The organism is Roseateles sp. GW821-FHT09H10 (genome assembly GCF_059415865.1).
Window position 1 is genome coordinate 35233 of sequence record NZ_JBWKOB010000007.1, and the last position, 25299, is coordinate 60531.

General features: G+C 68.5%; 16 protein-coding genes and 2 riboswitches. Of the genes, 1 reads left to right on the forward strand and 15 read right to left on the reverse strand.

The window, feature by feature from the left end; translation table 11 throughout:
• Positions 1-82 precede the first annotated feature (82 nt).
• From AC07OY_RS26220 to gcvT, 12 genes are all read right to left on the reverse strand, one after another.
• Positions 83-3685 (reverse strand): PAS domain-containing protein, encoded by a 3603-nt coding sequence (locus tag AC07OY_RS26220; RefSeq protein ID WP_495045546.1) that lies wholly within the window; start codon positions 3683-3685, stop codon positions 83-85.
• Between the two features lie 55 nt (positions 3686-3740).
• The gene (locus AC07OY_RS26225) at positions 3741-4538 is read right to left on the reverse strand and encodes an NRDE family protein (protein WP_495045547.1); all 798 of its coding nucleotides are present in this window, start codon (positions 4536-4538) and stop codon (positions 3741-3743) included.
• 27 nt (positions 4539-4565) lie between these two features.
• Positions 4566-6683 carry a peptidase domain-containing ABC transporter gene (locus tag AC07OY_RS26230; protein WP_495045548.1) on the reverse strand — a complete coding sequence of 706 codons (2118 nt, stop codon included), beginning with the start codon at positions 6681-6683 and terminating at the stop codon, positions 4566-4568.
• A 4-nt stretch (positions 6684-6687) separates the two neighbouring features.
• A complete protein-coding gene (locus AC07OY_RS26235; RefSeq protein WP_495045549.1) occupies positions 6688-7743 on the reverse strand; it encodes a hypothetical protein in 1056 nt (351 codons plus the stop codon).
• A 20-nt stretch (positions 7744-7763) separates the two neighbouring features.
• Positions 7764-8807 (reverse strand): MvdC/MvdD family ATP grasp protein, encoded by a 1044-nt coding sequence (locus AC07OY_RS26240; protein WP_495045550.1) that lies wholly within the window; start codon positions 8805-8807, stop codon positions 7764-7766.
• A gap of 65 nt (positions 8808-8872) precedes the next feature.
• The gene (locus AC07OY_RS26245; protein ID WP_495045551.1) at positions 8873-9058 is read right to left on the reverse strand and encodes a hypothetical protein; all 186 of its coding nucleotides are present in this window, start codon (positions 9056-9058) and stop codon (positions 8873-8875) included.
• 77 nt (positions 9059-9135) lie between these two features.
• Positions 9136-10416, reverse strand: a complete 1281-nt coding sequence (locus tag AC07OY_RS26250; protein WP_495045552.1) for an HlyD family secretion protein — start codon at positions 10414-10416, stop codon at positions 9136-9138.
• A gap of 396 nt (positions 10417-10812) precedes the next feature.
• On the reverse strand, positions 10813-12201 hold the full coding sequence (locus AC07OY_RS26255) for an L-serine ammonia-lyase (protein WP_495045553.1): 1389 nt from the start codon (positions 12199-12201) through the stop codon (positions 10813-10815).
• A gap of 47 nt (positions 12202-12248) precedes the next feature.
• Positions 12249-12743 (reverse strand): hypothetical protein, encoded by a 495-nt coding sequence (locus tag AC07OY_RS26260; protein ID WP_495045554.1) that lies wholly within the window; start codon positions 12741-12743, stop codon positions 12249-12251.
• A gap of 20 nt (positions 12744-12763) precedes the next feature.
• Positions 12764-15652, reverse strand: coding sequence for an aminomethyl-transferring glycine dehydrogenase (gcvP, locus tag AC07OY_RS26265; protein WP_495045555.1), 2889 nt, complete (start codon positions 15650-15652; stop codon positions 12764-12766).
• A 20-nt stretch (positions 15653-15672) separates the two neighbouring features.
• On the reverse strand, positions 15673-16047 hold the full coding sequence (gene gcvH, locus AC07OY_RS26270) for a glycine cleavage system protein GcvH (RefSeq protein WP_495045556.1): 375 nt from the start codon (positions 16045-16047) through the stop codon (positions 15673-15675).
• An 18-nt stretch (positions 16048-16065) separates the two neighbouring features.
• Positions 16066-17178 carry a glycine cleavage system aminomethyltransferase GcvT gene (gene gcvT / locus AC07OY_RS26275; protein ID WP_495045557.1) on the reverse strand — a complete coding sequence of 371 codons (1113 nt, stop codon included), beginning with the start codon at positions 17176-17178 and terminating at the stop codon, positions 16066-16068.
• 27 nt (positions 17179-17205) lie between these two features.
• A riboswitch (glycine riboswitch) is annotated at positions 17206-17320 on the reverse strand.
• 19 nt (positions 17321-17339) lie between these two features.
• Positions 17340-17436, reverse strand: a riboswitch (glycine riboswitch).
• Between the two features lie 79 nt (positions 17437-17515).
• Between gcvT and AC07OY_RS26280 the strand changes: the two genes are divergently transcribed.
• Positions 17516-18352, forward strand: a complete 837-nt coding sequence (locus AC07OY_RS26280) for a hypothetical protein (protein WP_495045558.1) — start codon at positions 17516-17518, stop codon at positions 18350-18352.
• Positions 18353-18401: 49 nt separating this feature from the next.
• Here the strand turns inward: AC07OY_RS26280 and AC07OY_RS26285 are convergent, their stop codons facing one another.
• From AC07OY_RS26285 to AC07OY_RS26295, 3 genes are all read right to left on the reverse strand, one after another.
• Positions 18402-21665, reverse strand: a complete 3264-nt coding sequence (locus AC07OY_RS26285; protein WP_495045559.1) for an amidohydrolase family protein — start codon at positions 21663-21665, stop codon at positions 18402-18404.
• A 65-nt stretch (positions 21666-21730) separates the two neighbouring features.
• Positions 21731-24313: an ATP-binding protein gene (locus AC07OY_RS26290; RefSeq protein WP_495045560.1), complete on the reverse strand. Its 2583-nt coding sequence runs from the start codon at positions 24311-24313 to the stop codon at positions 21731-21733.
• Positions 24314-24396: 83 nt separating this feature from the next.
• Positions 24397-25296, reverse strand: coding sequence for an aspartyl/asparaginyl beta-hydroxylase domain-containing protein (locus tag AC07OY_RS26295; protein ID WP_495045772.1), 900 nt, complete (start codon positions 25294-25296; stop codon positions 24397-24399).
• Positions 25297-25299 lie beyond the last annotated feature (3 nt).

The window sequence follows — 25299 nt, forward strand, 5'->3', positions numbered from 1 at the left end:
GCGGCACCCCGTTTTCACGCTGTGACACATTCCGCAGCGCAAGCCTTCCGCGGCAACGTTTTCTTCGGCGCAGGCCGCCGGCTCAGAAGATGGTCTGCTCGAAGGTATCGCGACCCGCGGCCTTGGCGCGGTAGAGCGCGCGGTCGGCGCGGTCGAGCAGGTCTTCGGCACCCTCGCCGACGCCGCTCCAGCAGGCCATGCCGACGCTGGTCGTCACGAGCACGGAGCCGCCGTCGGGCAGGGGCATGGGCGGCCTGATGGCATCGACGAGCTTGGCGGCCACCTGGGAGGCCTCGGCGTCGCTCTGCAGGCCTTCCAGGATGACGACGAACTCGTCGCCCGCCAGCCGCGCCGCGGTGTCGGTGCTGCGCACGGCGCGGCGGATGCGGGAGGCGAACTCCTTCAGCACGGCATCGCCGGCGGCGTGGCCGTGGCCGTCATTGATGCGCTTGAAGTGATCGACGTCCATGAAGATCAGGGCCATGGCCTTGCGGCTGCGGCGGCTGCGCGCCAGGGCCAGGCCCAGCCTTTCCTCGAACTCGCGGCGGTTGGGCAGGCGGGTCAGCGGGTCGATGCGGGCCAGCTCCTGCAGGCGGCGTTCAACGTCCTTGGTGGCCGTCACGTCGGTGGACAGCGTGTAGACGCCGGCGACGACGCCATTGGCGCGGCGGTCGGGGATGTAGACGGTGTGCAGATGCCGGGTCAGGCCCAGGGCCTGGGACACGACCTCGAACTCGATGCGCTCGCCGTTCAGGGCCTGCTCCAGCGACGGCTGGCGTTGGGCATAGAGCTCGGGGCCGATCAGCGCCTTCAGGTGGCTGCCGATGGCCAGTTCGGGGTCCACGCCCATCCATTCCTCGAAGGTCTTGTTGACGAAGGTCAGGCGGTGGTGGCGGTCGATATAGGAGATCAGCACCGGCAGGTTGTCGGCGATGGCCTTGAGGTGGGACTGGGCGTCGCTCAGGCGCTGGGCGGCGAGCTGGCGCTCGGTGATGTCGAAGGTGACGGCGAAGACGCCGATGACGCGGCCCTCGGCATCGAGCTCCGGCACATAGGTCTGCTGATAGTGGCGCGCCTCGCCGTCGCGCGGGCCGGTTTCGGATTCGAAGACGACGGTCTGGCCGGCCATGGCCCTGTCCAGCCAGGGACGGATCTGGGCGACATAGTCCGCGTCGCGCACCTCGTCGATGCGCTGTCCCAGCAGCTTGTCGGGATCAAGCTGGAGCAGGGTGTCGAACTGCCGGTTGGCAAACAGGTAGCGGCCGTCGGCGTCGAGGTGGGAGATCAGGGCCGGCAGGTTGTCGGTGATGGAGCGCAGCCGACGCTCGCTGCGCTCCTGCTGCAGCTGGGCGCTGCGCAGGGCCGTGATGTCGAAGGTCATCAGGTAGAAGCCGTTGACCGCGTCGCTCTGGGCGTCGCGCATGGGCACGAGGTGGATCTGGAAATAGCCGGTGCCGTCGCGCCAGGGCAGGGCGCCCTCGAAGGTCTGGCGCCGCCCCTGCAGCACGGCCTTCACATGGGCCTCGTGCAGCGCATAGCTGGCCTCGCCCAGGCCGTCGCGCATGGGCATGCCGATGGCGTTGTCGCGGCCCAGGTTGTGCACCTTGAGCGCCAGGTCGTTGGCGAAGACGCAGCGTTCCTCGGCATCGAAGACGCCGACCATGGCCGGGATGGCATTGGTGACGTCGCGCATGCGCTGCTCGCTGGCGGCCAATTGGCGCGCGGCGGCCTTGCGCTGGCTGATGTCGCGCACGAAGGCATGGGCCACATAGCCCTCGCTCGCGGCCATGGCGGCCACGGACAGCTCCACCTCCAGCAGCCGGCCGTCGCGGTGCAGGGCCGTGACCTCGACGCGCTGGTTGACGACGCGGCCCTGGCCGGTGTGCCGGAATCGCGCCATGCCGGCCTCATGGGCGGCACGCGCTTCGGGCGGGATGATGAGCTCCGACAGGCGCTGGCTCCTGGCCTCGGCCGCCATGTAGCCGAACAGGCGCTCGGCCTGCAGATTCCAGTCGGTCACCAGGCCCTGGCTGTCCAGGCCGATGAAGGCGTCGTTGGAGTTGTCGAGGATGGCGCGAAAGAGCGCCTGCTCGCCGGCCAGCTGCTTCACCAGCGGCCGCACATGCTGCCTCAGCACCCAGGTGCCCAGCAGCGTCAGCGCCGCCAGCAGCAGGGCCAGCCAGCCCAGGCGCTGGCGGATGACGGCGAAGACGGCCTCGATGTCCGCCTTGACGACCATGGCCAGGCCCGTGCGCCCCAGCGGCACATAGGCCGCGACCACGGGCACGCCCCGCAGGTCGGGCGTCAGCAGCACGCCGCTCTGGCCCAGCAGCGCGCGGTTGATCGGCAGGTTGACATTGCCGTGCGCGTCGAACATCGGGATGGTGAAGGCCTGGGGATAGAGCTTGGACGGCACGCAGGACGCGACCTTGTCGACGCGGTTGCAGATCAGCACGTCGGAGGAGGCATCGGCGTCGCGCAAGCGCATGACGAGGCGGTCCATCAGAGGCAGGCGCTGCTCGCTCTGGAAGCGGCCGACGATCTCGCCCTTCTCGGTGACCGCCACATCGGTGACCAGCAGGAAGCCGCCGGACCAGACCAGGCGGCCGGCGCCGGCATAGTCGCGCGCCAGGGCCAGCGAGGGCGTGTCGGGCTGGGTCGCGAAATTGCCGGCCTCGGCCAGCGGCGCGCCGGCGGCGTCGAGGAAGCGAGCCGCCGTGACGCCCGCCGTCAACAGGTTGCGCGTGATGCCGCGCAGGCGCTCGCGCCGCACGGCGTCCTGAGGGTTGCCGGCCAGCACGGTCAGCTGCTCGACGATGACGGGCCGGGTGGCGATGGTCTGGGCCAGCCAGACACCCCCGTCCATGGCGCTGACCAAGGCCTCGCCGGTGACGACGGCGGAGGAGCGCACATCCTCCTTGCGGCTGTGCTCGAACTCCGACTCCAGCGCCGCGAACCCGCCGGCGCCGGAGGCTACGGCCACCAGGGCCAGCACGGCGAGCGAGCGCCGCGTGATGCGCTGCTCGTGCAGGTCGATGCGCTGGCGCACGCCGCTCCAGCCCATGCGCAGCTCCCACAGCGACATGGCAAACAGCGCCAGGCAGGTGGCCGTCGGCAAGCTCAGGCGGTTGAAGCCGCCCCAGTGGTAGAGGCGTTCCAGGCTCAGCAGATAGCCCAGGATGCCGAGCGAGGCGATCAGGGCCGCGAGGCTGATGCAGGCCGCGCTCAGCCGCCGGCTCAGGGCGCTCGGCGGACCGGCCAGCAGGGCTTGGCAGCCGAACAGCAGCAACAGTGCCACGCAGGCATTGGGCGAGATGCGGCCCGGGTGGGGGTTCAGGGCCGTGGGCAGCACGCCAGCGTGCGTGATGTCGATGCCGAAGGACAGCTGTGTGGCCTCCTCGACGAGCATCAGCAGGGGCAGCACCGACATCAGCAGCGTCAGGCCTTGCACGGCGCGCTGGGCACGCAGGCTGGGCGCATGGCCGCCGGGCCAGCCCGCCATGACCCAGGCGGTGGCGGCGCCGAGCAGCAGCAGTAGGGACGACATGATGCCGATCCCAGCCAGCCCGGGCAGGAAATTGCCAACCTCCAGCCTCAGCGACCAGCGCAGCGCGACGAAACCCGCGATGAGCATGCAGGCCAGGGCGGTCCAGCGGGCAGCGGACAGGCGGAACAGGGAGGTCATCGGGCGGCGGTGAACGACGATGCCCGCCTGTATATCAGCTTGGACGCCGCGTGGCTCAGGGCCAATGGGTCATTTCGTGGTGGACCGGCGCCAGCCACCGGCCTGCGGCGGTGATGCTGCGCTCGATGACGTGGGTAGCCCCCCCTGCCTCGCGGATCAGCACGGTCGCGCAGCGGGTGCCGTAGAGGGCGACTTCGGGCCGCGCCGGGTCGGTCATGCGGATGAAGCGGGGCGACAGCAGGCGCTCGCGGGCCAGGCCGACGCCGGTGTCGGGCAGGCTGGCGTCGGGCGCCGGCTCGGCATCGGCCAGGGCGGCGAAGAGCAGATCGGCCAGCTGGGGCGCGGCGGCAGCGTTGTCCAGGGCCAGCGCCATCGCGGTCTTCAGCCCCAGCGTCTTGGGCCAGGGCGTGTCCAGGGCGGCGTTGGACAGGGCATGGATGCCGGCGGGCAGCTCGACCGGCGCAGGGGCGCGGTTGCTGATCCAGTGCCAGGTGTTGCGGTCCAGATCGGCCGCGATGAGGTTGAAGCCGTTGTAGCCCGCCCTCAGCCCGGCGGCGAATCCGGCCGCGTCTTTAGAGGACTTCAGCCAGTCGACGACCAGGGCGCCGCGGGAAGGGGCGTGGGGGTCCTGGCGGCTGGGCTCGCGCACATTGGTCAGCAGGGCGAGGCGGCCGGCGCGGCCGAGGCCGAACCAGGTGCCGCCGGCGGACAGGTCGCGGCCGGCCAGGATGTCAGGGCTGTCGGCCCACCAGGCCATGGGTGCCGCGTCGCGCGCAAAGAACTCGTCGCGGTTGGCGGCGATGACGAGGGGAAAGCGGGGGTGGGCGTTGAGGGCGAAGGCGGCGAGGCACATGCCGTCGTTGTAGCAGCTGTGGCGCCCTCAAGCCTCTTGCACCACGGCCGCAGGCACGGCCCGCGCGAGCTCCAGCACCTGGCCATCGCGCAACTGCACGACGCGCTGCGCGCCAGCGATCGTCTCAGGACGGTGGGCGATGACCAGCCGCGTGAGCTGCATATGGGCGATCGCCCCCGTCACGGCGCGTTCATTGGCGAGGTCCAGATGGCTGGTGGCCTCGTCCAGCGCGAGCACGCGCGGCTGCTTGTAGAGGGCGCGGGCCAGCAGCAGGCGCTGGCGCTGCCCGCCGGACAGGCCGGAGCCCAGGTCGCCCACCATGGTCTCGTAGCCCATGGGCATGCGGCAGATGTCGTCATGCAGCTGCGCCATTCGCGCACAGGCCTCGACCTGGGCGCGGTCCGGCTGCGCGTCGAAGAAGGCGATGTTGTCGGCCAGGCTGCCGGTCAGCAGCACATCTTCCTGCATGACCGTGCCGACCTGGCGGCGGAAGTTCTGCAAGCCCAGCTGGCGCACCGGATGGCCGCCGAACAGGACCTCGCCCTCGGTGGGCTTGAGCAACCCCAGCGCGATCTTCAGCAGGGTGGTCTTGCCCGCGCCCGAGGCGCCGACGATGGCCAGGCTTTCGCCGGCCCGCAGGCTGAGCTCGGCATTCTTCAGGATCCAGGGCTCGCCATCGGCATAGCGGAAGCTCACGCCGCGCAACTCGATGCTGGGCGCCAGGTGGCTCAGGTCGCTGTGCGGAGCAAGGTCCTTCTCCGGCGGCTCGAGGCAGATGTCGGCCAGCCGCTCAGCGTGCAGGCCCAGCATCTTCAGGTCGACCATGCAGTTGATGAGGGCCGCGACCCGGGTCGCGAACTGGGTCTTGTAGCTGATGAAGGCGAACAGCATGCCGACGGTGAATACGGCCGCGCCGCCGGATTGCACGCCGCCCATGACGAGGCGCGCCCCCAGCCACAGCACCAGCAGGTTCTCCAGGCCGAAGATCAGCCCATTGCCGGCGACGAAGGCCATGTTCATCCGTGCCGTCCTCACATCGCGGTTCTGGACCTCGACGATGAGGTTCTGCCAGCGCGCGCGGCGCTCGTCCTCGCGGCCGAAAAGCTTCAGCGGGGTGATGGCGCGCAGGGTCTCGAGGAAATGGGAGTTCTCCCGGGCCGCCGCGACGAGGCGTTCAGCCGAAGCCTTCCTCAGGGGGCCATACCAGGCCCAGCGTAGCAGGCCGTACAGGGCGACGGCCGTCAGGCTCACCGCGGCCAGCGCCGGTGCGTAGACCAGCATCATCACCAGCGCGGCGATGGCCATGACACCATCCAGGGCGACCTCGATGACTGCCGTGGTCAAGGTCTTCTGGATGGCCTGAACCGCGCTGAAGCGCGAGGTGATGTCGCCCAGGTGCCGGCGTTCGAAGAAGTCGATCGGCAGCTTCATCAGGTGGGCGAAGACATTGCTGGCCCATTGCAGGGACAGGGTCTGCGACAGCACGACCACCATCCAGGACCGCGCCAGGCCGATCAGCGTCTGCACGAGCAGCAGCAGCCCGAATCCCAGCGCGAGCACGGTCAGCAGATCGCTGTCCGCCGACGTCAGCACCTCGTCCACCACCATCTGCTGGAACAGCGGTGCGGCCAGGGCAAAGGCTTCCAGCGCGACCGCCACCGTCAGGATCTGGGCGAGGGAACGCCAGAGGCCCGAGACCTTGCCGGTCAGCGCGGACAGGCTGACCCGCGGGGCCGGCGCCTGCTCCTGGAACTCGCTGGTGGGCGACAGTTCCAGCGCGATGCCGGTGAAGTGCCGGGACACCTCGGCCATGGGCAGGGTGCGCTGGCCGAAGGCCGGATCCAGGATGACGGCCTGGTTGCGGGCCACCTTCTTCAGGACGACGAAGTGGTTGAGGTCCCAGTGCAGGATGCAGGGCAGGTTGAGCGACGCCAGGCCCTGCAGTTCGACGCGGACGGCCCGCCCCGAGAACCCGAGGTCGGAGGCCATGGCCAGCAGGTCGCGCGCATTCAGTCCGCGCCTGCCGATGCTGCGCGTGCGCCTCAATTCGGGCAGCACGGCATGGCGGCCGTGATGGGCCGCGATATCGGCGAGGCACATGAGGCCGCATTCGCCGGCCTCCAGCGCGGGCAGTTCGTAGGCCATGCGCTCAGTGCCGCGGCAGGGGGCTGAACTTCTTCAGCACCAGCTGATCCGGCGCGGGTGCCTCGATCAGCAGTTCAAAGTAGCGGCTCGGCCGAACCACCATGGTGGCTGCCGCCTGCACGGCGTCGTCGATGCCCACGGTCATCCGGTACAGGCCATCCACCTTGCCTTCAACCTGGTAGTCCGCCCCGGTGGCGGTGACGGGCGTGGCCGATCCTTCGGGCCGGGGGAAGGTCGAGACCTGACCCTCCAGGAAGGGGCGCAATGCGTCCTTGCTGCGTGGAATGAAGATCCTGCGGCCCTGCATTGCAGCGACTGTCGCGCTGCTGGCCTTGAGCCCGTTCTGGCTGGCCAGGGCCAGGAAGTTGGCCAGGCTGACGTCGACGTCCAGGGCCGACAGCAGCAGTCCCGCATCGACCTTGAACGCGTAGCGCTGTTCCGGCGCCGCGGCCTCTGTGGGGCTCGGCGCTTGCGGCGCCTTGGCATCCGCCTTCGCGGCGCTGTTCAGCGCCAGCAGTTCGGCCTGGATGGCGGCGTCGCTCAGCCCGCCCAGCCGGGCCCGTTCCGCTTCGCTCATCAGCCCGTTCGCCAGGGGATAGGGGCGGTAGGCGGCGGCCTGGGATCCCGTCTGCTCGAATTGCGTGCCGAACCACTGAGGCTGCTGGCGGGCCATCATGAGGCGGTCCCAGGCACGCGCCGCGAGCTTGTCGAACTCGGGCTTGCCGGGAAACAGCGACTGCGCCTGCACGGCCAATGCAAAGGACAGGCGCAGATTCGGCTCGTCGCCGGCATGCAGCAGGATCAGGGACGCGCAGTGGTAGTCCTGCTGGCGGCGAATGCGATGGAGCTTCAGGTCCTGCAGCACCTGGCGCTGACGCTGGGCATCGCGCCCGGCGATCTTTTGCCAGTCGGCGCCGTCCTTGTCATGCGCGCGCCGGTCCGACTGATCGCCGCGACAGTCGAGCTTGGACAGGTCCTGGGCGAGCGCAGCGGAGCCGGCCAGCAGGAGGAGCAGCATGGCGGCGCCGAGGAGATCGCGCAGCTTCGGCAATGGCTTCATGGAGAACATCGGGGCCTCACTCAGGCGGCAGCCGGCATCGGCGCGATGGCCCTTGCCGCGGCTTGCTCCAGGGCGATGGGGCCGGACCAATCCGCATGTCCCACCAGATAGTCGCAAAACGGTTTCAGCATTGGAATGTCGGGATTCTGGTGTTCTATCCACAGGAATTGCCCGGCCTCGTTCACCTCCAGGAAATGGAACTCGCCGTCGCCGGTCTCCAGGATGTCGAAGGCGCCAAAGGCGAGATGGGCGCGGTCCATGAACATCCGGAGGCGCGCGATCAAGGGCTCGGGCAGGCGGGCAGGCGTGACCTTCAGGCTCGCTTGCGAGCCGGCCCGCCAATCGCTCAGCGATGCATGCCCATGGGTCGATTCGATGCTGGCGACGATGCAGGTCGAGCCGAAGAGCGTCACGCGGTACTCGCGCACCGCCGCAATCAGCTCCTGGAAGATGCCGGGGGCGCGCCGGATCGATGGCGCGTGCTCCCTGATCTGGCGGGCTGATATCTTGGTCGTGAACAGCGCGGTGACCGCGTCGGCAGCATGGCCGGGGGCATTCCAGTGCACCGGCGAGAAGGACTTGAACGCCACCGTGCCGAGGCTGTTGGCGAATGCGAGGACCTCGCCAGGGTCGTTGCTGATGATGGTGCGGGGGATGCGCAAGCCGACGCCCTGCGCCGTCCTCAGCTGGAAGATTTTGCTCTGCGCCTGCAGCTTGGCCAGGACGGGATTGATGTGGCGGGCCGCGGGTGGCAACGCGAACTGGCAGAACTTCCAGAACTCCCCGACTTCCTGTCGGGAGATGCGATCGTCGATGGCGTCGCGATCCGCTTCAAAGTTGCCGGGCTGGCCGCGGCGGCGCAGCCAGACGGTCTGGATGTCCGATGTCGGGCAGCCGTTGATATGCGCCGCTTCATCGGACAGGTTGAACAAGTAGCTCAGCGTCTGCTCCTGGGGTAATCGATCGCTGGCCAACCGGGTGGTCGCGATGCCGTGTTCCCGCAGCGTGTGCTGGACGATGTTGGCGTGGACGTCGCCACTTTCCGAAACGATCAGGATGCTCATGGGGGTCCGTGTGGCGATGAAAGAGCCCACACCGTGGGCTCTCTCACGTCAGAAGCCGAGTGGGCTCAGTCGTTGTCGCGGCCGTAGTCGGCGCTGCACTCATCGCCGCAGCCGCCGCAGCCGGTGAAGTAGTAGCGGCCAGTCTGCGCGCCGGCGATCTCGCCGAGTTGCTCCAGGCTCAGTTCAACGGCGAGGCTGCGGTGCAGCAGCTGTTCGGTCGAGGGGGTTGCTTGCTTCGATTGCTCGTTCATGGTTTTCAACGATAGGAACACCGCCGTTTATTTCATTCCGCCGGCGGCAAATGCGGAGATCTCGCGGACGCCGGGCGTCAGTCGGCACTGCGCCGTGCAATGGACAGCACCGGCTCCAGCAGCCATTCCCAGATGCGCCGGCTTTCCTGCTGGACATCGGCATCGAGCCGCATGCCTGCCACCAATGGCATGGACTGGCCGTAGGCAGCCACCGTCTGCGCGGACAGCCGCACGGTGATGCGATACAGGGGCTCGCCCGCCTGTCCGGCATGCGGCGCCTGACCAGTCGGCAGGTCGGCCAGGGCGATGGGGCTGCGGCTGATGGCGATGACCTCGCCCCGCGCCATGCCGAACTTCTGATAGGGGAAGGCTGCATAGCGCAACCACACCGCCTGGCCCGGCCGCACGAAGCCCGAGGTGTGGCTGGGTGCGAACAGCTGGGCCTGCAGGTCGGAGGCGGAAGCGTCGGTGTCAGCCGCCAGCGGCACCAGGCTCAGCAGCGTGCTGGCCGATTGCACGTTCTGGCCGGCACCCAGCGTGATGGCGCTCACGCGGCCATCCCGGGGCGCCGTGACGACCATGCCGCTGCGGCTGTCGGCCTCGGCGATCTGCTGATCCAGTTCGGCCCGGTTGCGTCCCAGTTGCTCGAGGCTGGTGCGGGTCTGGGTCTCGAGGGCCTGCAGGTCTGCCTTCACGCCCTGCACATCCCGGGCCAGGGCCTGCTGGTTGCGCCTTGCATTGCGTTCACGCAGCTGCAGATCCAGCATCTCCTCCTGGCGCTGCTGCACCTGTGCCGCCGCCACGAAGCCTTCACGGGCGAGCTGCTGCTGGCGTTCCAGCGTCGTCTGCGCCAGCTGCAATCGCAGCTGATGGGTTTCCAGCTCGGCCTGCGCCTGGCGCTCTTCCGCCTGGAGGCTGCGTAGCCGCTGTTGCAGGCCGTCCTGGCGCTGCATCAGGCCCTGCTCGGCGAGGCGTCGCTCGGCATCCAGGCTGGACCGCCTGGCGTTGAGCGCCTGTTCATTCAATGCGGCCATGTCGCCGGCCGCGGTGATGCGCTCGCTCTTCAGACGCAGCAGCGCCTGGCCCGCGCGCACCACGTCGCCTTCCTGCACCAGCACCTGAGCGATGACGCCGGCCTGCGGCGCCTTGATCTGCATGAGTCCGCCGGACGGAAGCAGCAAGCCCTGGACCGTGACCTTGCGGCTCATGCTGCCCCAGCAGGCAAACGCCGCCAATGCCAGGGCCATCGCCAGCGCGGCGCCGGTCGCCACGGTGAAGCTGAGTGGCCGTCCTATGCGGATGCTGCCCAGCCACTGGGCCTGCTGGCTCTCCCTGACTTCGGGACGGAAAAGCGGCACGGGGCCAGGCCTTGCCTCGGTCGTCGACATGAATCTCCCTGAACCTCTGAGCGGGTTGCTGGCCGCGGATGGTTCCGCGGCTGTTGTGGGAGAAATTCTTCTTGCGACGTCGCGCCCTCCATAGCTGGCAACCTTGCCAGGGAGGGGCCTCGCGGAGGCGTGCTAGCCCTCTCGCGCGTGGACATTTTCACAGGGAAATCAGCGCCCCCTGGACGGCTTGAGGATGCGGCCGCGGTTGCAACTTGTTGCCAATGCAGGCCCGCCGTGGAAGAGCGGCGTCACGGGCAGCGACATCCGTCGCGCAGTGGCGACAGCGCCCTCCACCCGGATGGGGGGCAGGGCGGACCCGGAGCAGGACCTTCGGTGTGGAGGCTCAGCCGCGCACGCCGCGGTCGATCAGCATTCGACGATGTTCACCGCCAGGCCGCCGCGCGCCGTTTCCTTGTACTTGGTCATCATGTCGGCGCCGGTGTCGCGCATGGTCTTGATGACCTTGTCCAGGCTGACGAAGTGGGTGCCGTCGCCGCGCAGGGCCATGCGGGCCGCGTTGATGGCCTTGACCGAGGCGATGGCGTTGCGCTCGATGCAGGGGATCTGCACCAGGCCGCCGACCGGATCGCAGGTCAGGCCCAGGTGGTGCTCCATGCCGATCTCGGCCGCGTTCTCGACCTGCTCGGGCGTGCCGCCCATGACCTGGCAAAGCGCTGCCGCCGCCATCGAGCAGGCCACGCCGACCTCGCCCTGGCAGCCGACCTCGGCACCGGAGATGGAGGCGTTTTCCTTGTAGAGGATGCCGATGGCCGCGGCCGTCAGCAGGAAGTCGACGACACCGCGTTCATTGGCGTGGTGGACAAAGCGCGTGTAGTAGTGCAGCACCGCAGGGATGATGCCGGCCGCGCCATTGGTGGGCGCCGTGACGACGCGGCCACCGGCGGCGTTCTCCTCGTTGACGGCCAGCGCGTAGAGGTTGACCCAGTCCATCACCTGCAGCGGGTCGCGCAGCGCAGCCTCGGGGTTGGCCGTCAGGTCGCGGTGCAGTTGGGCGGCGCGGCGCTTGACCTTGAAGCCGCCGGGCAGGATGCCTTCGGTCTTGCAGCCGCGCGTGACGCAGGCCTGCATGACGTCCCAGATCTTCATCAGGCCGGCATCGATCTCGGCCTCGCTGCGCCAGTGGCACTCGTTGCGGCGCATCAGCTCGGCGATGGAGAGGCCGTGGCGCTTGGTCTGCAGCAGCAGCTCGTCGCCGGACTTGAAGGGGTAGGGCAGCACGGTCACATCGGGCGCGATGACCTTCTGCTTGCTGCCGTCGGCCGCCACTTCGTCGCTGACGATGAAGCCGCCGCCAACCGAGTAATAGACGCGATTCGCGATCTCGTTGCCTTCGGCTTCAAAAGCGATGCAGCGCATGCCGTTGGCGTGGAAGGGCAGGGTTTCGCGGCGCTTGAAGACGAGATCTTTGGCCTCGTCGAAGGCCACCTTGTGCTGACCGACCAGATTGAGGTCACCGGCGCGGATCACGTCCAAGAGCGCGGGGATCGCTTCGACATCCACCGTGTCCGGCTCATGGCCTGCCAGGCCCAGCAGCACCGCCTTGTCGCTGCCGTGGCCCTTGCCGGTGGCGCCGAGGGACCCGTACAGGATGACCTGCACGCGGGCCACCTTGTCGAGCAGGCCGTCGTGCTGCAGCCGCAGGCCGAACAGCCGCGCGGCGCGCATCGGGCCGACCGTGTGCGAGCTGCTCGGGCCGATGCCGATCTTGAAGAGGTCGAAGACTGAGACGGCCATGTCGTTTCCTATTGGGAGCGGCGCAGCTCGTGGCTACGCGCCTCGGGTCAAAACAGGTGGGCTTTGAGGTCGATCTCGTGGTCGGGTTGCCCACGAAGAAAGCGATCCGGTGGAACGGCGTCGCCGTCCAAAGCAACGTTGTAGATCGTCTCCGAGTAGTACTGCCCGGAGTAGTTGGCGTGCCTGGCATTGACCGTCAGACGCGCGGCTTGCTTGGGCAACAGCTTCACCGCATGCAGCAATGCGGTGCGCCTCGGCCGGCCACCGTCTGGCGTTCCCAGAATTCCGAGCGTAAACGCGTGTTCGGCGGCACCTGCGATGCTGAGAACGCCTTCGCAGCGTGGTACCTGATCACTTGGCTCCGTCTTCAGCAATACAGGCTCGAAGTCCTGCCACTCTGCCAGTTGATAGCGCTGCAGCAGAAAGCATGCAGGCGGGCCATCGATGGGAAAGGCGCGAGGCAAAGACACGCGCTCGAGCGCGCGAGGCGCACCGCGCGTCGCCTTGGTCCACAGAATCTCAACGACCTGGACTGCAAGCATCGCGCGGTGCGTCCGGCCGCTCAGGCCTCGTCGTACTCGGCGAGCGGCACGCAGCTGCAGAACAGGTTGCGGTCGCCGTAGACGTTGTCCACACGGCCCACCGGCGACCAGTATTTCTGGCGGCGCAGCGAAGGCAGCGGGAAGGCAGCGGCCTCGCGGCTGTAGCTGTGGGTCCACTCGGTGGCGCTGACGACCATGGAGGTGTGCGGCGCATTGACGAGCGGGTTGTCCTCGCGCGAGGCCTTGCCGGACTCGACGTCGGCGATCTCCTGGCGGATCTGGATCATCGCGTCGATGAAGCGGTCCAGTTCGGCGCGGGACTCGCTCTCGGTCGGCTCGACCATCAGCGTGCCGGCGACCGGGAAGCTCAACGTCGGCGCGTGGAAGCCGTAGTCGATCAGGCGCTTGGCGACGTCTTCGGCGCTGACGCCGGACGTGTCCTTCAGCGGGCGCAGGTCCAGGATGCACTCGTGGGCGACGCCGCCGCCCTTGACGCCGTCGATGCCGCCGGAGAAGTGGATGTCGTAGTGGTCGCTCAGGCGGGCCGCCACGTAGTTGGCGGACAGGATGGCCACTTCGGTGGCCTTCTTCAGGCCCTCGGCGCCCATCATGCGGATATACATCCAGGAGATGGGCAGCACGGCGGCATTGCCCAGAGGCGCAGCGGACACGGCGCCGATGTTGGTTTCCTTGCCCAGGCCCGCGGTGCGGTGCGCCGGCAGGAAGGGCACGAGGTCGTCCACCACGCAGACGGGGCCGACGCCCGGGCCGCCACCGCCGTGCGGGATGCAGAAGGTCTTGTGCAGGTTCAGGTGGGACACGTCGCCGCCGAACTCGCCCGGGGCGGCGATGCCGACCAGCGCATTCATGTTGGCGCCGTCCACATAGACGCGGCCGCCGTGGCTCTTCACCATCTGGCAGATCTCCTTCACGTGCGTGTCGAACACGCCGTACGTGGAGGGGTAGGTGATCATGATGGCGGCCAGCTTGTCGGCGTGCTGCTCGCACTTGGCCTTCAGGTCGACCAAGTCGATATTGCCTTCCTTGTCGCACTTGGTGACGACGACCTGCATGCCCACCATCTGGGCCGAAGCCGGGTTGGTGCCGTGGGCCGATTCAGGGATCAGGCAGACAGTGCGCTTGGCTTCGCCGCGCGACTCATGCCAGGCCTTGATGGCCAGCAGGCCGGCGTACTCGCCCTGCGAGCCGGCATTGGGCTGCAGGCTGATGCCGGCATAGCCGGTGCACTCGGTCAGCCAGTTCTGCAGCAGCGTGTCCAGCTCGGTGTAGCCGGCCAACTGGTCCTGGGGCGCGAAGGGGTGCACGCCCGCGAACTCCGGCCAGGTGATGGGGATCATCTCGGCCGTGGCGTTGAGCTTCATGGTGCAGGAGCCCAGCGGAATCATGCTGCGGTCCAGGGCCAGGTCCTTGTCCGACAGGCTGCGGATATAGCGCAGCATCTCGGTTTCGCTGTGATGGGTGTTGAAGACCGGGTGGGTCAGGTAGGCGCTCGTGCGGCGCAGTTGCGACGGGATCAGGCTTTCCACGCCGGCAGCGAACTCCGTCACCGTGGGCACCGTGGCGCCGGCCGGAGCAAACCAGCTCCAGATCGCTTCGACATCGGCGCGCGAGGTGGTCTCGTCCAGCGCGATGCCGACATGCTTCTCGCTGATCTTGCGCAGATTGGCTTGCGCTGCCACGGCCTTGCCCATGACGGCGCCGGGCTCGCACTCGACCAGCAGCGTGTCGAACACATGCGGCGTGACGACCTTGAGGCCCATGCGGGTCAGGCCGGCATGCAGGATGGCCGTGTAGCTGGCCACGCGTTCGGCGATGCGCTTGAGGCCTTGGGGGCCGTGGTAGACGGCGTACATGCTGGCCACGACCGCCGGCAGCACCTGCGCCGTGCAGATGTTGGAGGTGGCCTTCTCGCGGCGGATGTGCTGCTCGCGGGTCTGCAGGGCCAGGCGCATGGCGGGATGGCCTTGCGCGTCCTTGGACACGCCGACGAGGCGGCCCGGCAGCGAGCGCTTGAACGCATCCTTGCAGGCCAGGAAGGCGGCGTGCGGGCCGCCGGCGCCCATGGGCATGCCGAAGCGCTGGCTGTTGCCGGCCACGATGTCGGCGCCGAATTCGCCCGGTGAGACCAGCAGGGTCAGCGCGAGCAGGTCGGTGCAGACGATGAAGGCGGCCTGCTTGGCGTGCGCCTGGTCGGCGAAGGCCTTCAGGTCATGGATGAGGCCGGTGGTGCTGGGGTACTGGCAGACGACGGCGAAATAGTCGTTCTCGGCCATCAGCGCGGGCGCCATGCCCACCTTCACTTCGATGCCCAGCGGCGCGCAGCGCGTCTGGATCACTTCGATGGTCTGCGGGTGCACGTCGCCGGCGACGATCAGCGTGTTGCTCTTGCTCTTCACGCCGCGCTTGGCCAGCGTGACGGCTTCGGCGGCCGAGGTGGCCTCGTCCAGCATGGAGCCGTTGGCGATGTCCATGCCGGTGAGGTCGGTCACCATGGTCTGGAAGTTCAGGATGGCTTCCATGCGGCCCTGCGAGATCTCGGCCTGGTAGGGCGTGTAGGCCGTGTACCAGGCGGGGTTCTCGAGGATGTTGCGCAGGATGACGCCCGGCGTGTGCACGCCGTAGTAGCCCTGGCCAATGAAGCTCTTGTAGACCTTGTTCTTGCCGGCGATGAGCTTGAGCTCGGCCAGCGCGCCCGCCTCGGTGATGGGCGCGGGCAGCTTCATGCCCGCACTGCGGCGGATGGACTTGGGCACGACCGCGTCGATCAACGCGGTGCGGCTGGCCACGCCGACGGCGGCGCACATCAGGGATTCATCGACGGCATCCGGCCCGATGTGGCGGGCGTGGAATTCGGAGGCGTCTTCGAGTTGGGAGAGCGGCGTCGGCATGGCAGGTCTACTTCGAGGAATTACAGAGTCTTGAGCAGGGCGTCGTAGGCGGTCGAGTCCATCAGCGCGTCGAGCTGGGCGGGGTTGCTCAGCTTGACCTTGAAGAACCAGCCAGCCTTCAGCGGGTCGGAGTTGGCCAGGGCCGGGTCGTCGCGCAGGGCTTCATTCACTTCGACGATCTCGCCGTCCACGGGCATGTAGACGTCGGCGGCGGCCTTGACGGACTCGACGACGCCGGCGACTTCCTTCTCGGCATAGGTCTTGCCGACTTCGGGCAGGTCCACGAAGACCACGTCGCCCAGTGCGTCCTGCGCGTGGACGGTGATGCCGACGGTGGCCGTGCCATCGCCATGCACGTCAAGCCATTCGTGGTCGGGGGTGTACTTGATGCTCATCGTTGAAGGCTCCGTGGATTAGCCGCGGTAGTAGCGGTTGGGGGTGAAGGGGGTGGAAGAGACGATCATCGGCGTGCGCTTGTCGCGCACAACGGCGAAGACTTCGGTGCCGACGGCCGTGTGGGCCTTGTCGAGATAGGCCAGGGCCACCGGCTGGTTGACCGTGGGGCCGAGGGTGCCGCTGGTGACGGTGCCGATCTCGCTGCCGTCGGCGGTCACGATCTTGGCGCCCTCGCGCACAGGCATGCGCTCCTTGCCGACCAGGCCGACGCGCTTGCGCGCGGCACCGTTGGCGAGTTGCTCGTCGATGACCGCCGCGCCTGGGTAGCCGCCAGCACGGGCGCCACCGGCGCGGCGCACTTTCTGGATGGCCCAGGTGATGGCGGCTTCGACCGGTGTGGTCGTTTCGTTGATGTCGTGGCCATACAGGCACAGGCCGGCTTCCAGGCGCAGCGAGTCGCGCGCGCCCAGGCCAATCGGCTTGACCTCGGCATGGCTCAGCAGCTTGCGGGCCAGGGCCACAGCGTCGTCCTGGTGGACGGAGATCTCGTAGCCGTCCTCGCCGGTGTAGCCGGAGCGGGTCAGGAAGGTGTCAATGCCGTCGAGGTTGAAGAAGCCGCCGGTCATGAAGGTCAGCTTGGCGACCTCGGGGTTGAGGCGGCTCAGCACGTCGACGGCCTGCGGGCCTTGCAGGGCCAGCAGCGCGCGTTCGGGCACGGGAATGACCTCGCAGCGGCTGCCGATGTGCTTTTGCATGTGAGCAATGTCCTGCTCCTTGCAACCGGCGTTCACCACCACGAACAGGTCGTCGGGCCGCTTGCAGACCATCAGGTCGTCCAGCAGGCCGCCTTGCTCATTGGTGAACAGGGCGTAGCGCTGCTTGAAGACGCCCAGGTCGACGATGTCGACCGGCACCAGGGTCTCCAGCGCGGCGGCGGCATCAGCGCCGACGAGGCGCACCTGGCCCATGTGGGACACGTCGAACAGGCCGGCAGCGGCGCGGGTGTGCTTGTGCTCGGCCATCACGCCGGCGGGGTATTGCACCGGCATGTCGTAGCCGGCGAAGGGCACCATCTTGGCGCCGAGTTCGACGTGGAGGGCGTGAAGAGGCGTTTGCAGCAAAGAGGACATCAAGAGCTCCGACGGAATTCGGGTTTGGATGTCCTCGCTGTCCGGGGTACCTGAGAGATTGACAAGGCGGTGTGCAGTCCGCGCCAAGCTTGCCCCTTCGGTGGACCAGCTCAAGGGCTGGCCTCTCTCCAGTGAGGAACGCCCCAGTGTCTGCCACCGGTGGCGTTTTGTCAGTCCTTTTGCCTGAGCGTTCGAGCTGTGGGCCCTGCGCCTTCGGCGGCCCCCAACATCAACGGGGCGCTCTCCTGACGAGTGAGGATTCTATTCACATCTAGGGGGCTGTCCGGCCAAGCAGCTAGGGGCAGACTCGCAGCCATCATTTATGAGGAGACGGCCCATGCACCCCATCCGCACCGCGCTTGCTCTGGCGATCGCCTTTCTGGCGGTTCCCGCCGGCGCCGTCACCAATGTCCAGGTGCAGTTGGGCGTGAACCCGAATTTCTCCGGGGGCACGGGCGCGCTGAACACGGTGCTGACTCAGGCCGGGTCGGCTGAGTTGAGCAGTGGCCTGGTGACCGGCGGCTTCAACTCCAGCGGCACGGCGCATGCCTATGCCGAGATCGGCACGCTGAAGGTGGACGGCACCTCCGTGGGCAGCCTGAACAGCGTGGCCCGCGCCAGCTTCCGCGACGACTTCAAGCTTGACCTGCCGGGTGTGGCGGCCAATACCCAGGTGACCGTGAACTTCCAGCTGCTGTTCGACGGCAGCCTCAGCGTCGGCTCGTCCAACATCGGCTCGGCGTCCTGGCAGGTGAGGGCGGACATGGGTGGCGGCGCCTACGACCTGGGCGGTGATGCGACCCTGTACAACAACTCGCCGGCGCTGGCCAAACATGGCTACTTCGGCACCCCGCTGGGCACTTTGACCGGCACGGCCACCTTCTTGACCGGCCACACGCTGCCCCTCACCGTGGAGCTGACGGGCGTGGCTCAGACGGCCAACGATGGCCACGGTGGTGCCTTGGCCACGGCGGCATTCGACCTGTCGCACACGCTGCGCTGGGGCGGCATGACGGTCTGGCTCAACGGCGTGCAGCAGAACCAGGCCACGTTGACCTCGGGCTCGGGATTCAACTACCTGCAGGCGGCACCCGTGCCCGAGCCGGGCACGCTGGCCATGGCACTGTGCGGCGCCGCCGTGCTGCTGGCCCGGCGGCGCTTCACGCGCGCCTAGTCATGCCCCTCGGCTGGCTGGCCGAGGGTCCCTTTGTCAGGCGTCGGACTCAGTCACCCAGGTGGGCGGACTCCAGCGCCTCGGCGTCGATGGGCATGGTCTTGCCGTCGGCGCCTTCGAAGAACATCGGCTTGCGGGCCTTGGCGCTGGGGGCGACCTGGTTCATCGTCATCGCGTCGTACAGGCGGCCGTTCTGCATCACCTGGGCAATGCGGTCGGTCTGGCGGATGTCGGCCAGCGGATTGCCGTCGATGACGACCAGATCGGCCAGCTTGCCCGGTTCCAGCGAGCCCAGATCCTTGTCGAAGCCGAAGTTGCGCGCCGGGTTGATGGTGGCGGTGCGCAGGGCCTCGTGCGGCGTCATGCCGCCCATGACGAACATCCACATCTCCCAGTGCGTGCCCAGGCCTTCGCGCTGGCCGTGGGCGCCGATGGAGGTGTTGACGCCAGCGCGTGACAGGGCCGTCGCCGTGCGCGCCACCTTGATGATGTTGAAGTCCTCCTCGGGCGCCGTCACGCGGCGCACCGAGCGCGGCTCCAGCACCGTGCGCGGCACATAGCGGCTCAGCAGGGGGTGCTTCCAGACTTCGGTGCGGGCGTACCAGTAGTGCTCGCCGTCCAGGCCGCCGTAGCCGACGTTCAGCGTCGGCGTGTAGCCGACGGCGTTCTGGCTCCACAGCTGCTTCACGTCCTCCCACACATCGGCCAGGGGCAGGGAATGCTCCACCGTCGTGTGGCCGTCGATGATCATGCTCATGTTGAGCTGGAACAGCGAGCCGCCCTCGGGCACCACCATCATGCCGGTCTGGCGCGCGGCCTCCAGCACCTGCTGGCGCTGGTCGCGGCGCGGCTGCTGGTAGCTCTTCACGCTGACGGCGCCCTCGGCCTTCTGGCGGTTCAGATGGGTCAGCGCGTCGTCCAGGCTGTTGACGTTGGAATAGAAGGGCGTGCGGGCGCCGTAGAGGATGGTGCCGGTCGAGTAGATGCGCGGACCCAGCACGACGCCGGCGCGCTGCATCTCGGCCTGGGTGAAGATGGCCGAGCTGAGGTTGGACGGGTCGTGCAACGTCGTCACGCCAAAGGCGAGCGAGGCCAGGTTGACCCAGCTCTGCTGCGGGATCAGGCCGGAGTCGTTCATGGCGCCATGCCAGTGGGCGTCGATGAAGCCGGGCACGATGGTTTTGCCGGCGGCGTCGATGCGCTTGGCGTCGGCGGGCACAGTGACGTCCTTGCCGACGGCCACGATGCGGTTGCCGTCCACCAGCACGGTGCCGCCCTCGATGACCTCGTCACCCTTCATCGTGACGATGCGGGCACCGGTCAGCGCGATCTTGCCGCTGGGCTTGTCGCTGGCCTGCTGGAAGCCGATCTTCTGCGCAGTGGCCTTGTCCTTGCCTTCCGCGTTTGCGGTGAAGAGCTCCTCGCCCAGCGTGAAGTGCAGCTTCTTGCTGTCGCCGCTCCAATGCAGTGCCGTGCCCGCGTTCACATCGAGCTGGCGCACCGGCAGGGCGTCCATCTTGGAGCCGACGGTGATGACCTTGCCGGACTGGCCCTGCACGGCCGGCAGCGGCGTCACATAGGCGTGGAAGCGCTCGACGAAGCCCAGCCACTGGCCGTCCGGCGACACGCTGTACTCGGCCGCCGCGTCGCTGCGCGCGATCTCGGTCTCGCTGCGGTCGCGCAGGTTCAGGCGGGTCAGCGAGAAGCGGGACTCGACCTCGCTGGTGCTGCTGGTCTTGGTGAAGAAGAGCTCATCGCTCTTCGCACCGAACTGCGCGCCGCTGCCTTCCTTGCTGATGCGCTCGGGCTTGCCCGTGCCGTCGGCCGCGGCCAGGTAGAGGCCGGTGTCCAGGCCATGCCAGGGGCTGGTCAGGCCGCCGCCCTTGACCTTGCGGTAGACGACCTGCTTGCCGTCCGGCGACAGGCGCGGCTCCAGGTATTTGCCGGCCTCCTTGACGACGACGGTTTCCTTGCCGGAGGCGACATCCAGGCGGCGGATGCTGCCCTGGGTGTCGTCGCGCCAGGTGGCGTAAACCAGGCTCTTGCCGTCGCGCGACCAGCTGGGCGCAAACTCGAATGACTCGTCCTGCTTCGTCAGCCGGCGTGGCGTGCCCTGAGCGCCATCCAGCAGATCCTTGATGTACAGCGAGCCCAGGGCCGAGTAGACGACGCGCTTGCCGTCCGGCGACACCTGGGCGCCGCGCAGCTGGCGCACGGCGAATTTGTCGGGCGCCACCACCTGCGCATAGCGCATGGGCTCGCGCATCTCGCGCGTGTCCTTCACATGGAAGGGGATGTCGGCGGCCGTGCCCTTGAAGGGGTCGACGCGCCAGATCTTGCCCTCGGCCCAGACGACGATTTCCTTGCTGCCGGGCATCCAGGCGAAGCTGGGGTAGACGCCCCACATGGCCCAGATCTCCTGCAGGTCGCGCGACAGGCCACTCCAGGCGGGGAACTCACGGCCGGTCTGCAGGTCCTTCAGGAAGAGGGTGCTCTGGTTGCGCACGCGGCGCACGAAGGCCAGGTATTTGCCATCGGGCGAAGGCGTCGGGCGGACCGCGCCGCCGGGGCCCTGCACAAAGGCCTCGACCGAGCCGTCGCTCAGGTCCTGGCGGAAGATCTTGTAGATCTCGCCATTGCTGTCCTTGTTGTACTCAAAGACGCGGCCGGGCGTCGTGTCCTGGGAGTAGTACAGATATTTGCCGTCCGGCGAGATGGCCGGCTCGCCGAGGTCCTTTTGCCAGTTGGGCTTCTCGTTGAGCTGCACGCCCTTGTTCTTGGCCGCGTCGCCGTCGACGTGGAACATCCAGATCTCGCCCGAGCCCGCGCTGCGCGTGCCGGTGTAGTGTTTGCGGGCCAGCAGGTATTTGCCGCTCGGATGCCAGGCCGGGTTGTTCAGCAGGCGGAAGTCTTCCTTGGTCACGGCGCGGCTGCCGCTGCCGTCGACATTCATGACCCAGACGTTGTCGCCGCCGCCAGCATCGCTGAGGAAGGCGATCTGCTTGCCATCCGGCGAGAAGCGGGCCTGGTGTTCCCAGGCGATGGAATGCGTCAGGGCCTTGGCTTCGCCGCCGGCTATGGGCAGGGTGTAGAGGTCCCCCAGCAGGTCGAACAGAACAGTCTTGCCGTCGGGGCTGACGTCCACGCTCATCCAGGTGCCGGTCTTCACGTCGATGTTGGCCGTCTTGGCCACGCCAGGCGGCATGTTGACGTTCCAGGCGGGCGCCTTGGGGGCTTCCTTCGGCGCTTCTTGAGCGTTGGCGGCCAGGGCGGCGGCCAGCAGCAGGGCGGGGGCGGCGGTCAGACGTGACATGGAGTCGGGTGTTGGGAAGACCAAAACCTTCGATGCTAGCGAAGGCCGGCTTCAAAACCCGTTCGTCACGCCCCTGTCAGCGCCAGGGCTTCGCTCAAACTCAGGGTTTGTCCCTGGCTCCAGGCAGCCTTGGCGCCATCGCTGCCGAGCTGCGAGGCGGCCAGCCGGCGCACCCGCGCCAAGGCGCGCGCTTCCCTCGACCCCAGCACGCCGAGGTGGCGCTGCCAGTACTGTTCGGCAAAGGCGGCCAGCTGCAAGGCATGCTCGGCATGGCGCAGGCGGGCCAGCGGCCGGGGGAAGAGCTGCAGCGTCAGCGCGCGTGCATGCAGATGCTGGCGGCCGTGCGCAATGCGCAGGGCCTGGCGTGCAGCCGCGAGGGCCGCGGGCCAGTCACGGCGGGATTCATGGGCCATGGCCAGGGTGTAGGCCGCGTCGAGCTGGCCCACGCCGTCGCCGTCTTCCTCGGCCATGCGCTGGCAGGCCATGATCCAGCCGACGGCCGTGGCGGTGTCGCCCAGCTCGATCAGGCACTGGGCGCGGTTGCGCAGCCGCGCGGCAGCCTGGCGGGAATGGCCGACGGCCTCCCACAGCTCCTGGGCACGGGCGTACAGGGCCTCGGCCTGGGCCGGTTGGCCGCGCGACACGGCGATGGCCGCCAGCTGCTGCCAGGCGCGGGCCTCGGTCGCCACGTCGCCGACGCGGCGGGCCAGGGCGATGGCCTCTTCCAGCGGGCGGGTCTGGCCCTGCTCGCGGTTGTCGCCGGCCAGCAGCACCCAGGCGCGGCGCACCAGGGCCGGCGCACGGGTGGCCGGATCGGTACCGGCGACCTGCAGCGCGCGCTCGGCCTCGGCCAGGGCCAGCGCTCGGTCGCCATGGGTGAAGGCCAGGTGGGCGCGCAGTTCATGGCCGGCGGATGACGCCGCTGCCAGCTGCAGCAACTGGCCGAGCTGGTCGACCAGCGTGCGGTCCACGCCATCGCTTTCCCAGCAGGGGCGCAGGGCCAGGGCCAGGCTCAGGCCCATGGCCGCATCGCCGTCATCGGCGGCGCTGGCAATGACGGCGCGGGCCAGCTCGCGGCGCGGCGTCCAGGCCGTGATGGGGGCCTGCAGGCCCAGCGATGCGGCCCATTCGCACAGCGCAACGCGCAGGGTGCTGCGGGCGGCGCGCTGCTCGGCCGCATCCACCCGCGCGAGCACGCCGCGGCGCAGCAGCTCCAGCATGCGGTAGCGCGGCTCGGCGTCGCCGCCGGCCTGCACCAGGGAATGCCCCGTCAGTTCGTTCAGCAAGGCGGGTGTGCCGTCCAGGGCCGCCACGTCGGCCCAGGCGAAGGCGCCGGGCAGGGCGGCCAGGCGCTGCAACAGAGCGCGCGGCTCGGGGCCGAGCAGGGCCAGACTCCAGTCCAGCAGGCCCGCCACCGAGGCGTGGCGGGGCGCTCGCGTCGGACTGGCCAGCCAGGTGGGGAGGGCGCTGGATGCCTTGTGCAGTCCGCGCCACTGCTCGAGCATCTGCGCGGGCGAGAAGCTGCGCACGCGGGCGGCGGCCAGCTCCAGCGCCAGCGGCAGGCCCTCGAGCTCGCGGATCAGTTCGGTCAGCGCGGCCTGGTTGTCGCGGCTGGCGTGGAAGTCGGCCCGCACGGCGCGGGCACGGTCGATGAACAGGGCTTGGGCCGTGTCGTGAGCCAAGCTTTCAGCACTTGCCAGCGGCGCGACGTCGACCAGGGTTTCGCCATCGACCTCCAGCGCATGGCGGGACGTGACCAGCAGGCACAGCCTGGGCGCCAGGGCCAGCAGGCGCTGGACGGCCTGGGCGACGACGCCGATGGCCTGCTCGGCGTTGTCCAGCACCAGCAGGCTCAAAGCCCCGGGCTCCTGCAGCGCGGCCTCGATGGCAGGCCAGCCGCCGCCGCGCGTGACCATCAGCGCGCGCTCCAGCGCACTCACCAAGCCGGCTTCGTCGCGCACCTCGGCCAGGGCGGCCATGCCGCAGCTCCAGTCGAACTCCTTGAACTGCAGCCAGGCCAGTTCCACCGCCAGCCTCGTCTTGCCGACACCGCCCGGGCCGATCAGGGTCAGCAGCCGCACTTCGGGCAGCTGCGCGGCCAGGGTCTCGAGCAGGCCGGGCGGCGCGAAATAGCGCGTCAGATAGCGCGGCAGGCTGGTGGCGAAGGAGGGCAGGGCGGCAGGGGCTGCCGGCGCCGGTTGCGCTGCGAGTGGCGGTGCTGCGGGCAGGTCGTCGGCGAGGGCGCTCAGGCGATGCCTCTCGGTGACGACCCAGTCGTCGAAATGGCCGGGCAGCAGCTCGCCGCCATAGTGAGCCGGGCTGCGGCTGGCCTCGAAGTCCTGCACGTCGCAGGCCAGGGCGCCGGGCAGCAGCGAGATCTGCTGGCGGTCGGCGTTGAAGAGGGGCGCGTCCTCGGTCTCGAGCAGGGCGCGCAACGTGGACAGGGTCTGGCGCAGTCGGTTGCGGCCGACGTCCAGCTCGACGCCGGGCCACAGCAGCTCGACCAGTTCCTCGCGCGGATGCTGGCGCTTGGGCTGCAGCGCCAGGCGTGCCAGCAGGAGTGCCGCGGCGCGGCTGGGCAGGCGTGTCAGCTCGACGCGGCCGGCGCGCTCGATCTCGAAACCACCGAGCAGGCGCAGCCTCAGCATGTCAACGGCGCCCGGCCGCCCGCAGGCGTTGACGCGCCCCTCGGGGGGGGCAGCGGCCGCAGGACGCGTGGGGGTCTCATGTTCTAGGGCCAGAGCCACCAGACAATCAGGCCGCCGAAGATGATCCATTGGCTGGCGTAGTAGGCAAACCGGCTCCTGGCCTTGATTCGCTTGCCGAACATGCGCACCTGCTGCACATAGGCAAACAGGCGGTTGATGCCGCCGGTCTTGTCGGTATCGGAGTTGGGTGCCGAGGCGGCGCGGATCAGCGTGTTGCTGATGAAGTGGTTGAACCAGCGCGCCACCGGGTTGTTCAGCGGCCGCTCGACGTCGCAGAACAGGATGATGCGCATCATGTCCGACTGGTTCTCGGCGTAGTGCAGATAGGTTTCGTCGAAGATGACGCCTTCGCCGTCGCGCCAGAAATAGCGCTCGCCGTCCACCGAGATGTAGCAGCTGTCGGCATTGGGCGTGACCAGGCCGAGGTGGTAGCGCACCGAGCCGGCGAAGGGGTCGCGGTGGGTGACCAGTCGCCCACCGGGCGGCAGGGCCGCGAACATGGCCGCCTTCACGGTCGGGATGCGTTGCAGCAGCCCGGTCGTCACCGGGCAGAGTTCCTTGGCCGAAGTGTGGGCGTCGTCGTACCACTTCAGGTGAAAGCGCGTCCAGCCGGTCTTGAAGAAGCTGTTGAAGCCGGCGTCGTTGTACTTGTCGCTCTTCTTGATCTCGCCGGCGTCGGCCAGCTTGAAGGCCTCGGCGCGGATGTCCTGCCAGTGGTCCTGCAGCAGCTTGAGCTCCGGGAAGCCGGCCACCGGCAGGTAGGGCTTGGCCGGCAGCCTGGAGAACAGATACATCAGGCAGTTGATGGGCGCCATGAAGGTGGAGTGATCCATCAACTGGCGGAAGAAGCGCAGGCGCACCCGGCCGCGGAAATGCACATACATCGTGCTCGCGATGAAGATCGCGACGATGCTGAGCTTGATGTA

Bases quoted from the DNA above. Each gene is read 5' to 3' on its own strand.
- AC07OY_RS26290 (WP_495045560.1), bottom strand. From the start codon at position 24,313: ATGCTGAGGCTGCGCCTGCTCGGTGGTTTCGAGATCGAGCGCGCCGGC.
- AC07OY_RS26220 (WP_495045546.1), bottom strand. From the start codon at position 3,685: ATGACCTCCCTGTTCCGCCTGTCCGCTGCCCGCTGGACCGCCCTGGCC.
- gcvH (WP_495045556.1), bottom strand. From the start codon at position 16,047: ATGAGCATCAAGTACACCCCCGACCACGAATGGCTTGACGTGCATGGC.
- AC07OY_RS26235 (WP_495045549.1), bottom strand. From the start codon at position 7,743: ATGAAGCCATTGCCGAAGCTGCGCGATCTCCTCGGCGCCGCCATGCTG.
- AC07OY_RS26240 (WP_495045550.1), bottom strand. From the start codon at position 8,807: ATGAGCATCCTGATCGTTTCGGAAAGTGGCGACGTCCACGCCAACATC.
- AC07OY_RS26230 (WP_495045548.1), bottom strand. From the start codon at position 6,683: ATGGCCTACGAACTGCCCGCGCTGGAGGCCGGCGAATGCGGCCTCATG.
- AC07OY_RS26285 (WP_495045559.1), bottom strand. From the start codon at position 21,665: ATGTCACGTCTGACCGCCGCCCCCGCCCTGCTGCTGGCCGCCGCCCTG.
- AC07OY_RS26255 (WP_495045553.1), bottom strand. From the start codon at position 12,201: ATGGCCGTCTCAGTCTTCGACCTCTTCAAGATCGGCATCGGCCCGAGC.
- AC07OY_RS26225 (WP_495045547.1), bottom strand. From the start codon at position 4,538: ATGTGCCTCGCCGCCTTCGCCCTCAACGCCCACCCCCGCTTTCCCCTC.
- gcvT (WP_495045557.1), bottom strand. From the start codon at position 17,178: ATGTCCTCTTTGCTGCAAACGCCTCTTCACGCCCTCCACGTCGAACTC.
- AC07OY_RS26260 (WP_495045554.1), bottom strand. From the start codon at position 12,743: ATGCTTGCAGTCCAGGTCGTTGAGATTCTGTGGACCAAGGCGACGCGC.
- gcvP (WP_495045555.1), bottom strand. From the start codon at position 15,652: ATGCCGACGCCGCTCTCCCAACTCGAAGACGCCTCCGAATTCCACGCC.
- AC07OY_RS26245 (WP_495045551.1), bottom strand. From the start codon at position 9,058: ATGAACGAGCAATCGAAGCAAGCAACCCCCTCGACCGAACAGCTGCTG.
- AC07OY_RS26280 (WP_495045558.1), top strand. From the start codon at position 17,516: ATGCACCCCATCCGCACCGCGCTTGCTCTGGCGATCGCCTTTCTGGCG.